The following is a 15450-nucleotide window of genomic DNA, read 5'->3' as shown; positions in this document are numbered from 1 at the left end:
GCTTAGGAGAAGGAATCAGGTTTAGGGGAGGTGAAACAGACCGGACAAGAGAACAAGACAGGAGATCAAGGACTCATTAAGTTGATCTGCATCAGGTACCCCCTACCCGTTCAAGCGCCACGATCAGGCCGCAACCGCAAGGGGCTGGTTCGGTTGGCGCGCGATCAGCCGGCGGTAAGGGATCGCCGGAATTGCCACACACATGCGCAGTAACTTCGGCCGCATCGTTTCTTCCGCTCCGGGCAGTCCTCCTTGCAGGCGCAGTCGGCGGCGTCCGGTGTATTCGTTCAGGTACGCCTGCAGATGTTTCAGTCCCAAGGCTCCATACGTACTCTTCAGCGATTCCCAAGCCTCTCTCACCACTCTCCGCAAAGGCGCATACAGCCGAAAGGCCTGAGGGAACAATTGTACCGCCGATGTACGGACATCCACATGCCCGCTAATAAACGCGGTTAGATCGTGACGGTTTGCCCTTTTTTCGCCTCCCCGCTTATTTGGCACCAGGCGGATTTTGACCTGTTCCGGCTCGCCCGACTCCGTGACCGTGCAGCCGGCTACGACCGCCGAGGCGTACGGATGCGAAAGCTGACACCGGGACGGATTACGCCCGTACTGATCGCTGTTCACCTTCACGTCTCCGGAAAGCAGCTCCCGGGCATCGAACTCCCCCACGGCATGACGTATTTTGTGCAGCATCGACCAGGCGGTCTTGTAGGCAACCCGGATCACCTGGCGCAGCCGCAGCGCCGAGATGCCGCCCTCAAGCAGGAACAAATCCAGGGCCTCGAACCACTTGAGCAAGGGCAGATGCGTTCCTTCAAAAATTGTGCCGACCAAAGGCGACGCTTGATGCTTGCACTTTCCGCACTCGAACAAGGGGATATGCCGGGAAGTCAGACGGCTGCACCGGGTGTGAGCGCAGCGCGGGCAGACGAAGCCGCTGGGCCACTTCATCGCGATTAGCGCCTCCATGCAGTCCTGCTCGCTGTTAAAACGACTGCTGAATGATTGAAGTTCCGTTCCCGTATTGACTTCCATGCCCGCTCCGCCCCCGAATCAAGAATACACGAACATAAGTTCCATTTATTTCATTATACCAAACACACGTTCTCTAATCAAGCCGAAAATCTTACCTGAACCGCCTCATTTTTTCCTCATCTTTTTTGTTTTTTTCCTCTCTTTTTTGGAACCCTTGCTCTAGCCCCCACCCCCTGCTCCCTGAACGAAAGGAATAATCGTGCAAAGGCTACAGGCAGGAGCACCAAGACACGAAGCCTTTAGATAGTCCCTTTACAGCCCCCCCCTCACCCGGCGTCGATTTGTGACACTGCGAAAGTCGAGTTATAAAACTATGGATTGGACTTTAAGGAGTTGACTTCGTCTTCCGATAGCCCGCTCGCTTTGACGATAATGGAAACCTCAAGCTGTTCACAAATTTCAGAAGCTTGCTATGGTGTTCGTCAATCATGGCGGCAATAAGGGAAGAGACGTATTCAAGGCTTGGGATCGGTGTGTTCAGCTTGCTTTTATAGGGACGGATACTGCGGTAAAGCGGTTCCAAAATGAACAGCGCCTGGAAACCGTTTAATGCCCTGAGATCCGGACCTGCTGACTTGAGCATTTCGGGTTTAAACATAATGTTGCAAATTTTAAAATCGTAAGGATCTTTATAGGCATGCAGTTTTTCCCCATTGATGACAAAAACATTTCCCTTCTTGATAAAAGATGCATCGTGGTCCTCGACCAAAAAGTCAACGAACGATGCGGCTAATTTTTCGAAGCAAACCGGCATCGGCATGTATGCCGTTTTCGGGGTCCGCTACGGGGACGGCGTTAAAGATTCCACGGGCAACTACTACACCGCGAACTTCCCGGAACAAATCGTCGCCGGCTACTCGGATGCCGAGAAGCAAGCTTTGGCCGCTTACCGGGCCACAACCTGGAAAAAAAGAAACCTCAAAAGCCGCGCTACCGGCGGATTTTGAGGCTTCTTCCGTTTTGCTGCACAGAAGCTGCGGATTTAACTCCTTCAGGTCTCGGGCGAATCGTTTTCCTTAAAGTGCACGATCGGCTTGATTACTTGCATAATCAATTGGATCTTCTCGGGAGAACAATCCTCCAGCAGCTCGATAATCTCATGCCGGAGATAGTCCTTTCCCTGAATGTTCGTGCCGCTCAGAATATATTCGGGCGATTCCTCAAGAACGACGCAGATCTGGGACAATCTGTCCAGGTTGATGGCCGTTTTGCCCCGTTCAATTTTGCTTATATAGGCGTTGGAGACATCCAATTTTTCGGCCAGCACTTCCTGCGTTAATCCTCGTCCCTCTCTGGCCCGCTTGATTCTTTTGCCAATTAGCGAATAATCGTAACCCATGTCATCACCTGCCTAAATTGTAACAACCCTCCTTTGTGCAATACATGCATCAACAGTTAATTTAAACTTATAAGTTAAGATTTATAAACTAATAATTTGAATTTAACGTAGAGGTTTAAATATTGGCGGAAGGGAGACATATAATTAGTCATTTTTCCTCGAATAAAGAAGCGCCGTTGGTTTCAATTACTTTTTGGTACCAATAAAATGAAGCTTTTTTTATGCGGTTTAATGTTCCTTCGCCATGGTTATCCAAATCGACGTAAATAAATCCGTATCTTTTGGACATTTCCGATGTGCCTGACGAGACGATGTCGAAGGAAGACCAAGCGGTATAACCGATAACTATAACTCCATCGATAACCGCTTCCCTGATTTGTTCGATATGTTTGGCAAGATAAGAAATCCGGTAATCATCATGGATTTCTCCTTGTTCATCAAGCGTATCGTTAGCGCCGATTCCATTTTCAACGATAAATAATGGCGCCTGGTAACGATCATACAGCGTGTTTAATGTATATCTTAAGCCGATAGGGTCAATTTGCCATCCCCATTCGGATGTTTCCAGGTACGGATTTTTTAATTGCTCGCGAAGATTGCCGTCCGTTTTTTGCAGATCTTCTTTTTTGCTGCTGGATATGGAAGACATATAATAGCTAAAGGCGAGAAAATCCGCAGTATGTTTTTTTAACAGCTCGAAATCCTCATCCTGGGCTTGGATCGAAATATCGTGTTCATGAAAATAACGATGGATATATCTGGGATAAGCCCCTCTTAATAATACATCCGTAAAGAAGTAATTATCGATTTGCTCATCGATCACGGATAACATGGCGTCTTCCGGGTTGCAGGTGGCCGGATACGTAGTGAATTTCGCGATCATGCAGCCGATTTTTGCCTCCGGATATCGTTCATGCAGCATCTTGGTTGCCAGGGCAGAGGCAACAAATTGATGGTGCACCGCCTGATAACAATCCTGAACAAAGTGTTCGCTTCCTTCCGCATAGATCCCGAGTGAGTTGAATGGGGTAAAACGCGCTCCGTTAATCTCGTTAAACGCGATCCAATACTTCACCTTATCCCCGTATCGATAGAAGCGCTGCGTACCGGACATAGAAGTCAATCAGTTCGCGGTTTTTCCAGCCGCCGTATGCGGTAACTAAATGAAGCGGTAAGTCAAAATGGCTGATGGTGATGAGCGGTTCCATTCCCTGATCGACAATCTCCCCAATCACTTGATCATAAAAATCGAGCCCGGCTTGATTGGGGTGTTGTTCGTTTCCTTTTGGGAAAATCCGGCTCCACGCAATGGACATTCTAAACACTTTAAATCCCATTTCGGCGCATAAGCGGATATCCTCTTGATATCGATGATAAAAATCAACACCGATTCTTTTGGGATATTTTTCGGTCCCCTCGTAGTTCATCGCGTCTTCGATTCTTTGTTTGTCAACGTATTTGCGTTCTTTCCTTGAAACGCTCTTATCGTATCGCAAAGCCATATCGGCTACCGTTAATCCTTTTCCGCCTTCTTGGTAAGCCCCTTCAGCCTGGGGAGCCGAAATGGCGCCTCCCCATAAGAACCGGTCGGGAAATCCTGCGAATCGCTCGAACATTTTCATGACTCCTCTCATTTATTTAAGGGTTAAAATAACATCCTCTTGGCCTACATATGGTTTATTGAAAACGGTTTGTACGGAAGCATAGTTATTCGGATTGGTAACGATGATCACCACGGCTGAATTGTATCCTTCCGCTTCAATCGCCTCTTTATCAAATTCCAATAGAATATCGCCTTTCTTTACGACATCTCCGGTTTTACGGAAGGATTTAAAATGCTTTCCTTTTAATTTCACGGTGTCAATCCCGACATGGATCAGGAGTTCGACGCCGACGTCCGTTTCAATGCCCACGGCATGGTTCGTGCGGTAAACCGTCAATTTACCGTCTGCTGGAGCGACAATTTGATGTTGATCAGCGATGATCGCCAGGCCTTCGCCCAGTAATTTTTCGGAAAAAGTGCGGTCATTTAACTCTTTCAGATCCAGGAAATTACCCGAAACCGGACTGAAAATTTCCAAGTTACCCGCTTGATCGGAAGCCGAAGCTTTTGCAGCCGGAGCCGCCGGAGCGTTTGTTTCAGTTTCCGAAGCATGCTCCGGTTCTCCCGGATTGATGCGGAAAATCCCTTTTCCAAGTACTATGGTGATCACAAAAGTGGCGGCCAGCGTGAACAGAAGACCAACCAAAATGCTGGCAAAACCGCCGCCGGCATAAACGGGAATGCTAAAAATACTCGGCATGGAAGAAGCGTACGCCTTCGCTCCCATAATGGTGGCGACCATTCCACCGATCCCGCCGCCTAAAACCGTACCGATCAGCGCCGCTTTATATTTGATGATAATGCCGTAAAGGGCCGGTTCCGTAACGCCCAAAAACCCGGAAAACGTCGATGATAAAGCGAGCTGTTTCTTGCTTTTTTCCTTAATCAGCATGTAGACCGCCAATGTGGATGTCGCTTGCGCTATGGTGCTTAAGAAATTGGCCGGGCTGATATTGGTATAACCAAACGTGGCGATTTGCTGCAGCAAAATCGGCCGGATGGCATGGTGCATGCCGGTTAATACCAGGAACGGGCGAATCGCGCCAATGACAAATCCGGCCAGCCACGGGACGGTTTTGACGATCCAGTCGATCCCGTAAGCCAGATAGTTCCCCCCGTAATAACCTAACGGCGCAAGCAGCGACAGGGAGACAGGGACCATAATGATAATCGTTAAAAGCGGCGTAAATATAGAGTTGACGATAGACGGCATAATCTTTTGAATATAGCCGTAAACATATTTCAATAATAGAACGGATAAAATAATCGGAATTACCGAGGAACTATAATCGATCATCGGAATAGGCAGTCCAAACAGCTTGATCGGTTCGGCACCTTCCGCGGCCGCCTTGATCATGCTTGGATACATTAGTGCGCCGGCCAATGATAAAGCCATGTATTCGTTGGTTTTAAATTTTTGCGCCGCGCTTACAGCAAGCAGGAACGGGAAGAAATAAAACATGCAGTTTGAAGCGATATCCAAAATCGTCCCTAATGAACTGGCGGGATCAAGCCAACCATTCGATGTGAAAAAATACAAAATACCTTTCAGCATCCCGCCGCCTACCAATGGAGGCAAAGCTTTGACCAGAATGCTGGAAAGCGTGCTGATCAGCCGGTTAAAGATGGACTCTTTTTTCGTATCTGCCTGCGCTTGTCCTTGATTGGAACTATCCTCAAATCCGGGAATTTGCTCAATAATCTCGTTATATAGCTTCCCGACATTGTCTCCGACAATAATTTGATATTGGCCGCCTTGCTTTTGCACGCCCAGAACATTTGATTTTTCGATTTCTTCCGTTTGTGCCTTTGCCTCATCCTTCAGCACAAATCTAAGCCTTGTGACACAGTGGGTTAAATCCGAAATATTGTCTTTTCCCCCGATGAATTCGATGATTTTCTTGGACATTTCTTTGTTGTCCATACAACGTCCTCCTTTTGAATGGATGCAATCCATCTATATAAAAAGACCTTAATAAACTTCACCCGTACAACGATGAAATCTACTAAGGTCTTGTAACGAATCCTTGTTGAATTTATGAGGTTTTAATCAATAAAAAAGACCCTAACCGCCTCCATCGCAAATTGGATGAAAGTGACTAAGGTCTTGCCAGCCGAACTGTAACGAATCCTTTTTGAAAGTTATTATGTTTTCCTCACTAAATTTCCGATATGCATCGTAAGATACATTTTTTCGATATCCGATGTTTGCAAGCCCATTTGATCTTGAATATGTTGAGCGATCTTATCTGCACACTGTTTTTCTTCAGGAAATTTTTCGCTGATGATTTGGGTTAGCGACGATGGTTCAAAATCCAAAACCTCTCCGCTTTTCTGCCGCATCAAATAATATCTCAGATGGGTGACAAAACGGTTAAAAGCAATGGACTCATCATCAAAATCAACTTGAAAGTGATACTTTACCAGCTTAACGACACGGTTAATGATCTCGGTCAACTCAATGACTTCTTGAACCGCTTTCGATTCGATTTGCCCATTTACGAAATGCAATGCAATAGATGCAGCTTCGATAGGGGGGAGCTCGACATTTAATCGCTTATTGATCAAGCTGACGGTTTCTTTGCCGATTTTATATTCCGCAGGATAAAACTTTTTGATTTCCCATTCCAAAGGATTGGCGATGTCCATTTGTTTCTTTACCCTGGAAATAGCGAAGAGCACGTGATCCAACAAGGTGAAAAAAATATTCGGATTTAATTCGGCCTTTAAAATTTCTTCACCCCTGGAGATTGCCTGATCAATGACCTCGATCTCTTCCTGGGAAGCGTCGGTGACTAATGCGGACATTTGCTCAATGGATAAGGACCCGGCCGAGAAAAATTTCTTCTCGATCAATTCCGCATTCACTTTATTCCCCGGGTATGCCTGAAATCCAATGCCTTTTCCCATTAAGATAAATTGTTGAGTGTTATCCTTGGCAAGTACAACGTTGTTATTAATTCTCTTCTCGATGATCATTCTGCACCTCAAACAATAACCTAAATGAGAAAAAAACGCAGTTCTCATTGACAACGTTATCAATACTGTAAAAGCTACATGAGATTTATTTTTTTGTCAATATCAATTATTGGAGTGTTATTAGAAAATCTATTTTCGTATTGATTTTTCTATGAAAATTTAATATTCTACTTATATCATATATTGTAATATTATGGGAAAATATCAAAATTTACGGACGTCCGTGCAACGAAATTGTCATTCCAATTTTAAGGAGGTTTATGATGAAAAAGTCAGTGGCTTTACTGATGGCGTTGGTGATGGTCTTCGGTTTGCTTCCGCAAATTCCGGCAAATGCGGCGAGCGCTCCGCCTTCGACCTGGCAAGAGCATTGGTTCGAGCATAAGGAATTGCTCAAGCTCGCCTATTATGACGATGAGGTGGCCGTGTATTTTGACGATGATATAAACCCGAATCAGGCCAACTGGATTTACTCCACGGCCGCCGACGTATGGAAATATACGAAGCAAACCTATGGCTCCATGGGAGGAGACGGGAGACTTTACGTTGTGGTCCATAACAAAAAATACAGCGGCGGTCATCCCGGATATTACTATAATGCCGACCATGACTACCGTAACGTAATCGATATCGGCGGTTCCGACTTTAGCAGCCGGAGCGGATGGAATCTGGATATCCTTGTCCATGAAATCGCTCATATTGTAGAGTTTGCGGCAAACGGGGCCAAGGGCTCCCCGGCTTTCCGGCTGTGGGGCGACAGCAAATGGGCGGAAATTTACCAATATGATGTTTACAAGGCATTGGGGTACGACAGCGAAGCGCAGCGAGTTTATGACAGCTTCGTATGCAAGTCGGAAAGCTTCCCGCAGGCAGGAACCTACTGGTTTAAGAATTGGTATTATCCGGTTTATGACAACTATGGGAAAAATCAAACGCTTACACGCTTCTTCCAGCTGCTTGCCCAATATTTCCCGAGAAATTCCGCCGGTTATTTCACACGAGATCTGAACATGGGCGAGTATGTCCATTTTATGAGCGGCGCGGCAAAAGCCGATCTGAAATCGCTGGCGTCCGGCGCTTTCGGTTGGATGAACGAATACGAAAACCAATATCAGGCGGCGCGCCGGGATTTTCCGCAAATCACTTACGGGGGAGACGTAACCATCTCAGAGGGGGCCGTCTTTTATGGAGACGCCAACTATGGCGGATTTGCCGTGGCGCTGGGGGTGGACACTTACAACTACAATGACATGCTGGCGGCCGGCATTCCCAACGATAAGCTCTCCTCGGTGAAGGTGACTCCCGGCATCAAAGTGACACTCTACGAACATAAGGATTTCCAGGGAGCAAGCAAGGTATTGCTGGCGGACACTTCCTATGTCGGCGACGATTTTAATGACAAGACCTCTTCCATCAAAATAGAGCGGGTAAACTAGGCTGGTCAATCATTGGATGTTCAGGGATGAACGTCCGCTTTTTGCTCAATACTATACGTATGTATGGTATAATTAGGCAGGATGAGGAAGCAATCAACTTACATAAAATAACCTGTTAAACAGAAAGGGTGCAAGGAATGAAACGGAGAAATGTCTTGCTAGCGGCCGGAGTTATTGTGGTTGCGGCGTTAGGAACCTACTATATTTTTACGGGAAGCGCTGAGAAAGAAGCTGCAACCGTTAGGCTGGATGCGCAAAGCTTGAAGCAACTGGTGCACGATTACAGCGCGGACAACCTGCAAGCCCAATCGGCTTCGATCACGGCGCGTCAGCTTGTGGTGACTGACGAGGGAAAAGGTTCTACGGCGTATGAACTGCCGGAAGACGAGTTTTTTGTGTCCATCGCGCCGTATCTTGAGCAAACGCATCCATGCGAAATCCACAGTTTGACAAGCTGCCAGGGAGAACTGGCGGATCAAGAGTTTGATGTATCCATCGCCGATCTGGAGGGGAACACCATATTGGATCAAAAAATGAAGTCTCAGGCCAACGGATTTATCGATCTGTGGCTGCCGCGGGACAAAACGTACCGTATCACAGTAGGTCACGACGGAAAAACGGCCGAGTCGGAGATTTCCACGTTTGACAGCGACAACACTTGCATTACAACCCTCCAATTAAGTTAGTTCGCACTGAAGCGTCTAAACAAGCCCGGTGCCGGAAACGGCGCCGGGCTTGTTGTATCTTGGGGACGATTCCCTTGAATCTATGAGCCGTTTTGAAAGTTCCCTTTTTTGTCATAATTCCCCCAAACCCTTTAACTATCGGGCATTTTCGATAAATATTAGGGCAACTCCGCACTTTAATCTATCAAATTAAAGTGAATTTCTAAAAATATAGGAGGATTCATGGCAAATATGTAAAAATATCTACTTGGTAATCTCTTTTTATTTTGGGAGATTAACCATATTCAGGGGGGCAGGTGATCGGCGGATTTCAAGCATTTCGGCTTTGCGGCCGGCAGGCCGTTGGCATCTTATCTTACAGTATTGAGGAGGAGAATCATGTTGAAGCACGCAAAAGAATTCAAGAAGCCGGGGATATGGCTGCTCGTTGCCGCGCTTATCGTTCCGTTGTTTTCGCTTTCCCCGTTTGGTGAGAATCGTGCGGAGGCCGCCGGCGCGGCAGATTATAAGATCGTAGGTTATTATCCATCCTGGGGGGCCTATGCGAGAAATTATCTGGTCTCGGATATCGATGCCTCCAAAGTTACGCATATCAATTACGCGTTCGCCGATATCGCCTGGAACGGCATTCACGGCAATCCGGACCCGACCGGCCCCAATCCGCAGACCTGGACTACGCAGGATGAGGTTGGGGTCATCAACGTGCCGAACGGCACGATCGTGATGGGCGACCCTTGGATCGACGCGCAAAAAAGCTATCCCGGAGATACCTGGGACCAGCCGCTGCGCGGCAATTTCAATCAGCTGATCAAGCTGAAACAGCGGTACCCGCATCTGAAAACGCTTATTTCCGTCGGCGGCTGGTCGTGGTCCAACCGGTTTTCGGACGTGGCCGCCGACCCGGCGTTGCGTGAAAACTTCGCCAATTCCGCAGTCGATTTTCTCCGCAAATATCAATTTGACGGCGTCGACCTAGACTGGGAGTATCCGGTCAGCGGAGGACTTCAGGGCAACAGCAGACGGGCGGAGGATAAGCAAAACTTCACGCTGCTGCTGCAGAAAACCCGGGAGAAGCTGGACGCCGCGGGAGCCAAGGATGGTAAGCGTTATCTGCTGACGATCGCCTCGGGCGCGTCCCCCGCGTTTGCTCAGAACACCGAGCTGGACAAGATCTCCGATATCGTTGACTGGATCAACATCATGACCTATGACTTCAATGGCGGCTGGCAGAACATCACCGCCCACAACGCTCCCCTGTACCTGGATCCGGCGGCGGTGGCGGCCGGTGTTCCGGACTCGGAAAGCTTTTATGTGGAAGCGGGCGTGCGCGGGCATCTGAACGCGGGCGTACCGGCCGGTAAGCTCGTGCTGGGAGTTCCTTTCTACGGACGAGGCTGGACCGGGGCAGCGGCCGCCGGCAACGGCCAATATCAAAAAAATGCCGGCCCTTCGACGGGCACCTGGGAAAAGGGCGTTTTCGACTATAGCGATCTGGAGAACAACTATATCAACAAAAACGGCTATACCCGTTATTGGAACGATATCGCCAAGGTGCCTTACCTGTTCAATCCGAGCAGCGGAACCTTTATCAGCTATGACGATCAACAATCGATCGGCTACAAGAGCGGTTTTATTAAAGCGAACCATTTGGGCGGAGCCATGTTCTGGGAGTTTAGCGGCGACCGGAACAAAACGCTGCTGAACAAGCTGGCCGGCGATTTGGCCGTTGACGGCGGCGGTGGCGATGACGGCGGTGGCGGAAGCGACGATCAAACCCCGCCCACCGTTCCCGGCAATCTCCGGGCAACGGCCCAAACGGCCACCAGCGTGACGCTGGCTTGGGACGCCTCCACGGACAATGCGGGCGTGACCGGCTACACCGTCGCTTATGGCGCGGGCAGCCTGAATGTAACAGGCACCGCGGCTACGGTCGGCGGCCTTTCGCCGAATACGGAATACACCTTTACGGTCAAGGCGAAGGATGCGGCCGGCAACCTGTCCGCAGCCGCCTCGATCAAGGTGAAGACTGCCGAGGGAAGCGATTGTCCGTACGCAGCATGGGATAACAACGCAGTATATACCGGCGGCCAGCGTGTGGTTTACAACGGCAAAATTTACGAAGCCAAATGGTGGACCCAGGGGGATCGCCCCGATCAAAGCGGCGCGGATGGCGCGTGGAAATATATTGAGGATTGCCCGAACGGGCCGATCGATCCGCAGCCCGAGCCTGAACCGGGACAGGATACCGTGCCGCCGACCGCTCCGGGACAACTGCGCGTGACGGGAACCGCGCCGACCAGCGTCAACCTCGCCTGGGACGCCTCCACGGATAACGTGGGCGTGACCGGCTACACCGTTGCTTATGGCACCGGCAGCATAAATGTAACCGGAACTTCGGCAACCATTACCGGTCTGTCGCCGGATACGGCTTACACCTTCAAGGTAACCGCAAGAGACGCCGCCGGGAATGTATCCGCGGCCGCCTCCGTTCAAGGGAAGACGACGGCGGAGGAAAATCCGGGCGATGGCGAGGCTCGTCCATGGGAACCGGGAGCGGCCTACAAGGTTAATGATCTCGTGTCTTACAACGGCGGCATCTATCTGTGCCTTCAGGCGCACACCTCGCTTGCCGGCTGGGAGCCGGCTAATGTGCCTGCTTTGTGGCAATTGCAGTAACCCGGACAAGCTTATAGGAAATTGAGAGGAAGCGGGGGCAGCTCCGCTTCTTTTCTGCGCTATTTTTCCTGTCCGCACGATGGCGATTATTTTGCCGAAATAACATCGTTTTGGCAGAGAAGTTGCGGAAATTTCATGGAAACGGGTAGATATCACCCTTTTTTTGGATTGACAAAATATTTCTAGCGGGGGTAACATTTAAAACGTGAAATATTTTCCAAATTAAGGCATTTGTTTGTCGAGGTTCTCAGTATGTCTATTGCCACGGTGTTTGAAGCTCAGGAGAGAATCAGAAGGCTTGCGGTCAAAATCGTCAAACACTACCGGGGAAAAGGGCCGGAGAACGTCAAAGTGAACTTGGACGGCGCGGGCAAGGCGACCGTCGAAATCAAAGGGGTTTTATCCAACTTATCGGAAATTTTAGTGAAAGAAGGTGCCACCGACCTCGTCAAGCAATACTGGAAAGTGTTGCAGCCTTATTTGGAACGCGAGTTTATGCAGGAAGCGGCGGATGCGGTGGGCGGCCCCTTTACCTACTCATGGTCCATAAGCCATGACAGGCAAGGGGAGCGGACCATTATCATCGAACTGAATAAGACGGTTTGATTAAAGAGAAAGAGGCGCCTGCCTTTTCGCTGTTTAATAAGCCAATACACGGTGTGACAAGCATGCCTTTGTATTGGCTTTTTTGTTTCTGTCATTCATTCTGCAAACATTTGTGCAAAAATTCACAAAAGAGGTGGCGTTAGAGCGATGGGAAACCAAGTGCTTACGGTTTGCCCGTATTGCGGGAGCGGTTGTCAGCTGTATTTGAAGGTGGAGGACGGGCAGGTGGTCGGCGCCGAACCCGCGAACGGGAGAACCAACGAAGGCAAGTTATGCCTGAAGGGGCATTATGGCTGGGATTTTTTGAACGATCCGCAGCTTTTGACGGCGCGGCTGCGCAAGCCGATGATCCGCAAGGAGGGGCAGCTAAGGGAAGTGCCCTGGGAGGAGGCGATCCGGTTTACGGCCGAGCGTCTTGCGGCCATTAAAGAGAAGTACGGACCCGATGCGATTATGGGGACCGGGTCGGCCCGGGGGCCGGGCAATGAAGCGAACTATGTGATGCAAAAATTTATGCGCGCCTGCATCGGCACCAACAACATCGACCATTGCGCCAGGGTGTGCCACGGCCCGTCGGTAGCGGGGCTGAGCTATTCGCTGGGCGACGGGGCGATGTCCAATTCGATTCCGGAGATTGAGGAAGCGAGCCTTGTGCTGATTTTTGGCTACAACGCGGCCGACACTCACCCGATCGTCGCCAGAAGAATCGTTAACGCCAAGCAAAAAGGGGCGACCGTGATCGTCGTGGACCCGCGCAAAACGGAATCGGCGCGCATCGCCGATTTATGGCTGCCGCTTAAAGGCGGCACCAACATGGCCCTGGTCAACGCGTTTGGGCATGTGCTGGTGCACGAGGGTTTGTATGACCGGGATTATGTCTCCCATTACGTGGAGGGCTTCGCCGAGTATGCGGAGGGGATCAAAAAATATACCCCGGAATACGCCGCGGCGATTGCCGGCGTCGATCCCGCCGACATTCGCCGGGCGATGCGGGAGTACGCGCGGGCGGATAAGGCGGTCATTTTGTACGGGATGGGAGTCTGCCAGTTCTCGCAGGCGGTGGACGTCGTGAAAGGACTGGCTTCCCTGGCCCTGCTGACCGGAAATTTCGGGCGGCGCGGCGTAGGGATCGGACCGGTGCGCGGACAGAACAATGTCCAAGGGTCGTGCGATATGGGCGCTTTGCCGAATGTTTACCCGGGGTATCAGCCGGTGACGGACAAGAAGATCAGACAGAAATTCGAGAAAGCATGGGGCGTGAGTCTGCCGGATAAAGTCGGCTTCCATTTGACGGAGGTGCCCCGGCTGGTGCTTAAGGAAAAGAAGCTGAAAGCTTATTATATTTTCGGCGAAGATCCGGTGCAAAGCGACCCGAACGCGGCCGAACTGCGCGAAGCGCTGGACGAAATGGAACTGGTGATCGTGCAGGACATTTTCATGAACAAGACGGCGCTGCACGCGGATGTCGTCCTGCCGGCCACCTCCTGGGGCGAGCATGACGGGGTGTATTCCTCGGCGGACCGCGGTTTTCAGCGGATTCGCAAAGCGGTGGAGCCGCAGGGCGAAGCCAAGCCGGATTGGCAAATTATTTGCGAAGTGGCCACGGCGATGGGCTATCCGATGTCCTACCGCAACACGGAGGAAATTTGGGATGAAATGCGCAGCCTGTGCCCGAAATTTGCCGGCGCCAGCTACCGGAAGATGGAGGAGCAGGGAAGCGTGCAGTGGCCTTGTCCGTCCGACGATCATCCGGGGACGCCGTTCCTGTACGAAGGCAACCGCTTCAGCACGCCCAGCGGCAAAGGGCGGCTGTTCGTCTGTGAATGGCGGGCCCCGCAGGAGCTGCCGGACGCGGACTACCCGCTCACTTTGTCCACGGTGCGCGAAGTGGGGCATTATTCGGTGCGCACGATGACCGGAAACTGCCGCGCGCTCAGCCGCCTGTCCGATGAACCGGGCTTTATCCAAATCAGCCCGGAGGACGGGGCGGCGCTGCAGGTGCGTGACGGGGAACTGGTGCGGGTGGTGTCCCGGCGGGGGCGGGTCGTGTCGAGGGCGCAAATCAGCGACCGGGTTAAACCCGGCGCCACGTACATGACCTACCATTACTGGATCGGAGCTTGCAATGAGCTGACCGGCGATTTCCTGGACCCGGTATCCAAAACGCCGGAGTATAAATTCTGCGCCATTAAGCTGGAGCGGATCGCCGATCAGGAACGGGCCGAACAGGAGGTCCGGCAGCAATATGAGGAGCTCCGCAAGCAGATGCACGTCACGGTTTAAGCGTACGAGTTCAGCGTGCAAGCGCGGGCGAGGCGATGAAACGCGGCCGGCGCTTGCGCTTTTGGAAAGGAGAGGAGCATATGGGCACCGGAAAAATGGAGGCGAATCCGTTCGTCATCGCGGACGCCGGCAAATGTATCGGCTGCAAAGCCTGCGAGCTGGCCTGCTTTGCGGTGCATAACCGGGAGAACGGAGTGAGCGCCGCCGTCGGAACGATTACGATTCCGGTAATTCCTCGGTTGTACGTAACGAAGGCGGGGCGCTCCGCAGCGCCGGTGCAGTGCCGGCATTGCGAAAACGCACCCTGCGCGGCGGCTTGCCCGGTAGGGGCGATCCGCCAGGAAAACGGCGCCATTCTGATCGACGAGGAGCGCTGCATCGGCTGCAAGGCTTGTGCGCTGGCTTGTCCGTTTGGCGCGATCGCGCTGGTCAAATCGTATGCGCACGGCCGGGAAGTGCTGCAGAGCGGACTTTCGGCGCATACCGAACGCGGCGCGGAGCCCAAGCCGCGGCTGGTCGCCAGCAAATGCGACCTGTGCCAAAGCTGTGCGCCGCTGCACACATGGGCCGAAGTGGCGGGCCAAACGCAAGGCGGCGCCATGGAGGCGGGAGCGGTGGAATCGCGGCCTGCAGGCCGGACGCTGGAGCCGGGGGCAGCGGACGCCGCGGCGTCTCCCGCCTGCGTGGCCGCCTGTCCGGTCGGCGCGCTGTCCCTGGTAACGGGGAAGCCGGAGCGGACTGTACGTCCGTTTCCGGATTTAAAGGCAATGCCGTTTTAGCTTTAATAAGCAAACTATATGAATG

At 51.3% G+C, this 15450-nt stretch carries 11 protein-coding genes and 2 pseudogenes; 7 read left to right on the top strand and 6 right to left on the bottom strand.

Annotated features, from left to right (window positions below; genetic code table 11):
• Positions 1-123: 123 nt before the first annotated feature.
• Positions 124-1038: a transposase gene (locus DYE26_RS13090; protein ID WP_051985601.1), complete on the bottom strand. Its 915-nt coding sequence runs from the start codon at positions 1036-1038 to the stop codon at positions 124-126.
• Positions 1039-1363: 325 nt separating this feature from the next.
• Positions 1364-1798, bottom strand: coding sequence for a cupin domain-containing protein (locus tag DYE26_RS33740; protein ID WP_174719585.1), 435 nt, complete (start codon positions 1796-1798; stop codon positions 1364-1366).
• Here DYE26_RS33740 and DYE26_RS13080 point away from each other — a divergent pair.
• A pseudogene (locus tag DYE26_RS13080) lies at positions 1749-1946 on the top strand (ABC transporter substrate-binding protein); the annotation flags it as partial. The gene DYE26_RS33740 and the pseudogene DYE26_RS13080 overlap by 50 nt on opposite strands.
• Before the next feature lie 83 nt (positions 1947-2029).
• Here the strand turns inward: DYE26_RS13080 and DYE26_RS13075 are convergent.
• The 4 genes and pseudogenes from DYE26_RS13075 to DYE26_RS13060 all read right to left on the bottom strand — a co-directional run bounded on the left by DYE26_RS13075 (position 2030) and on the right by DYE26_RS13060 (position 6959).
• Positions 2030-2377, bottom strand: coding sequence for a helix-turn-helix domain-containing protein (locus tag DYE26_RS13075; protein WP_036624470.1), 348 nt, complete (start codon positions 2375-2377; stop codon positions 2030-2032).
• Between the two features lie 148 nt (positions 2378-2525).
• A pseudogene (locus DYE26_RS13070) lies at positions 2526-3993 on the bottom strand (glycoside hydrolase family 1 protein).
• A gap of 18 nt (positions 3994-4011) precedes the next feature.
• Positions 4012-5904 carry a beta-glucoside-specific PTS transporter subunit IIABC gene (locus DYE26_RS13065; protein ID WP_063836320.1) on the bottom strand — a complete coding sequence of 631 codons (1893 nt, stop codon included), beginning with the start codon at positions 5902-5904 and terminating at the stop codon, positions 4012-4014.
• A 221-nt stretch (positions 5905-6125) separates the two neighbouring features.
• On the bottom strand, positions 6126-6959 hold the full coding sequence (locus DYE26_RS13060) for a PRD domain-containing protein (RefSeq protein WP_036624468.1): 834 nt from the start codon (positions 6957-6959) through the stop codon (positions 6126-6128).
• A gap of 263 nt (positions 6960-7222) precedes the next feature.
• On the opposite strand from DYE26_RS13060, the gene DYE26_RS13055 reads away from it, so the two are divergent.
• The 6 genes from DYE26_RS13055 to DYE26_RS13030 all read left to right on the top strand — a co-directional run bounded on the left by DYE26_RS13055 (position 7223) and on the right by DYE26_RS13030 (position 15425).
• Positions 7223-8395, top strand: a complete 1173-nt coding sequence (locus tag DYE26_RS13055) for a hypothetical protein (RefSeq protein WP_174719586.1) — start codon at positions 7223-7225, stop codon at positions 8393-8395.
• A gap of 137 nt (positions 8396-8532) precedes the next feature.
• Positions 8533-9081: a CueP family metal-binding protein gene (locus DYE26_RS13050; protein ID WP_036624466.1), complete on the top strand. Its 549-nt coding sequence runs from the start codon at positions 8533-8535 to the stop codon at positions 9079-9081.
• Positions 9082-9459: 378 nt separating this feature from the next.
• Positions 9460-11757 (top strand): glycosyl hydrolase family 18 protein, encoded by a 2298-nt coding sequence (locus tag DYE26_RS13045; RefSeq protein WP_082207874.1) that lies wholly within the window; start codon positions 9460-9462, stop codon positions 11755-11757.
• A gap of 252 nt (positions 11758-12009) precedes the next feature.
• Positions 12010-12363 (top strand): Na-translocating system protein MpsC family protein, encoded by a 354-nt coding sequence (locus DYE26_RS13040; RefSeq protein WP_036624464.1) that lies wholly within the window; start codon positions 12010-12012, stop codon positions 12361-12363.
• Positions 12364-12510: 147 nt separating this feature from the next.
• Entirely contained in the window at positions 12511-14646 is a 2136-nt protein-coding gene (gene fdhF / locus DYE26_RS13035; protein WP_036624461.1) for a formate dehydrogenase subunit alpha, read from the top strand.
• Between the two features lie 80 nt (positions 14647-14726).
• Entirely contained in the window at positions 14727-15425 is a 699-nt protein-coding gene (locus tag DYE26_RS13030; protein ID WP_051985599.1) for a 4Fe-4S dicluster domain-containing protein, read from the top strand.
• Positions 15426-15450: the final 25 nt, after the last annotated feature.

Origin of the sequence: Paenibacillus macerans (assembly GCF_900454495.1) — a bacterium.
GTDB lineage: Bacteria > Bacillota > Bacilli > Paenibacillales > Paenibacillaceae > Fontibacillus > Fontibacillus macerans.
This window is presented reverse-complemented; position numbering and strand designations above follow the sequence as displayed.

Coding starts and splice junctions, on each gene's coding strand:
- DYE26_RS13090 (WP_051985601.1), bottom strand. CDS start 1,038: ATGGAAGTCAATACGGGAACGGAACTTCAATCATTCAGCAGTCGTTTT.
- DYE26_RS33740 (WP_174719585.1), bottom strand. CDS start 1,798: ATGCCGATGCCGGTTTGCTTCGAAAAATTAGCCGCATCGTTCGTTGAC.
- DYE26_RS13075 (WP_036624470.1), bottom strand. CDS start 2,377: ATGGGTTACGATTATTCGCTAATTGGCAAAAGAATCAAGCGGGCCAGA.
- DYE26_RS13065 (WP_063836320.1), bottom strand. CDS start 5,904: ATGGACAACAAAGAAATGTCCAAGAAAATCATCGAATTCATCGGGGGA.
- DYE26_RS13060 (WP_036624468.1), bottom strand. CDS start 6,959: ATGATCATCGAGAAGAGAATTAATAACAACGTTGTACTTGCCAAGGAT.
- DYE26_RS13055 (WP_174719586.1), top strand. CDS start 7,223: ATGAAAAAGTCAGTGGCTTTACTGATGGCGTTGGTGATGGTCTTCGGT.
- DYE26_RS13050 (WP_036624466.1), top strand. CDS start 8,533: ATGAAACGGAGAAATGTCTTGCTAGCGGCCGGAGTTATTGTGGTTGCG.
- DYE26_RS13045 (WP_082207874.1), top strand. CDS start 9,460: ATGTTGAAGCACGCAAAAGAATTCAAGAAGCCGGGGATATGGCTGCTC.
- DYE26_RS13040 (WP_036624464.1), top strand. CDS start 12,010: ATGTCTATTGCCACGGTGTTTGAAGCTCAGGAGAGAATCAGAAGGCTT.
- fdhF (WP_036624461.1), top strand. CDS start 12,511: ATGGGAAACCAAGTGCTTACGGTTTGCCCGTATTGCGGGAGCGGTTGT.
- DYE26_RS13030 (WP_051985599.1), top strand. CDS start 14,727: ATGGGCACCGGAAAAATGGAGGCGAATCCGTTCGTCATCGCGGACGCC.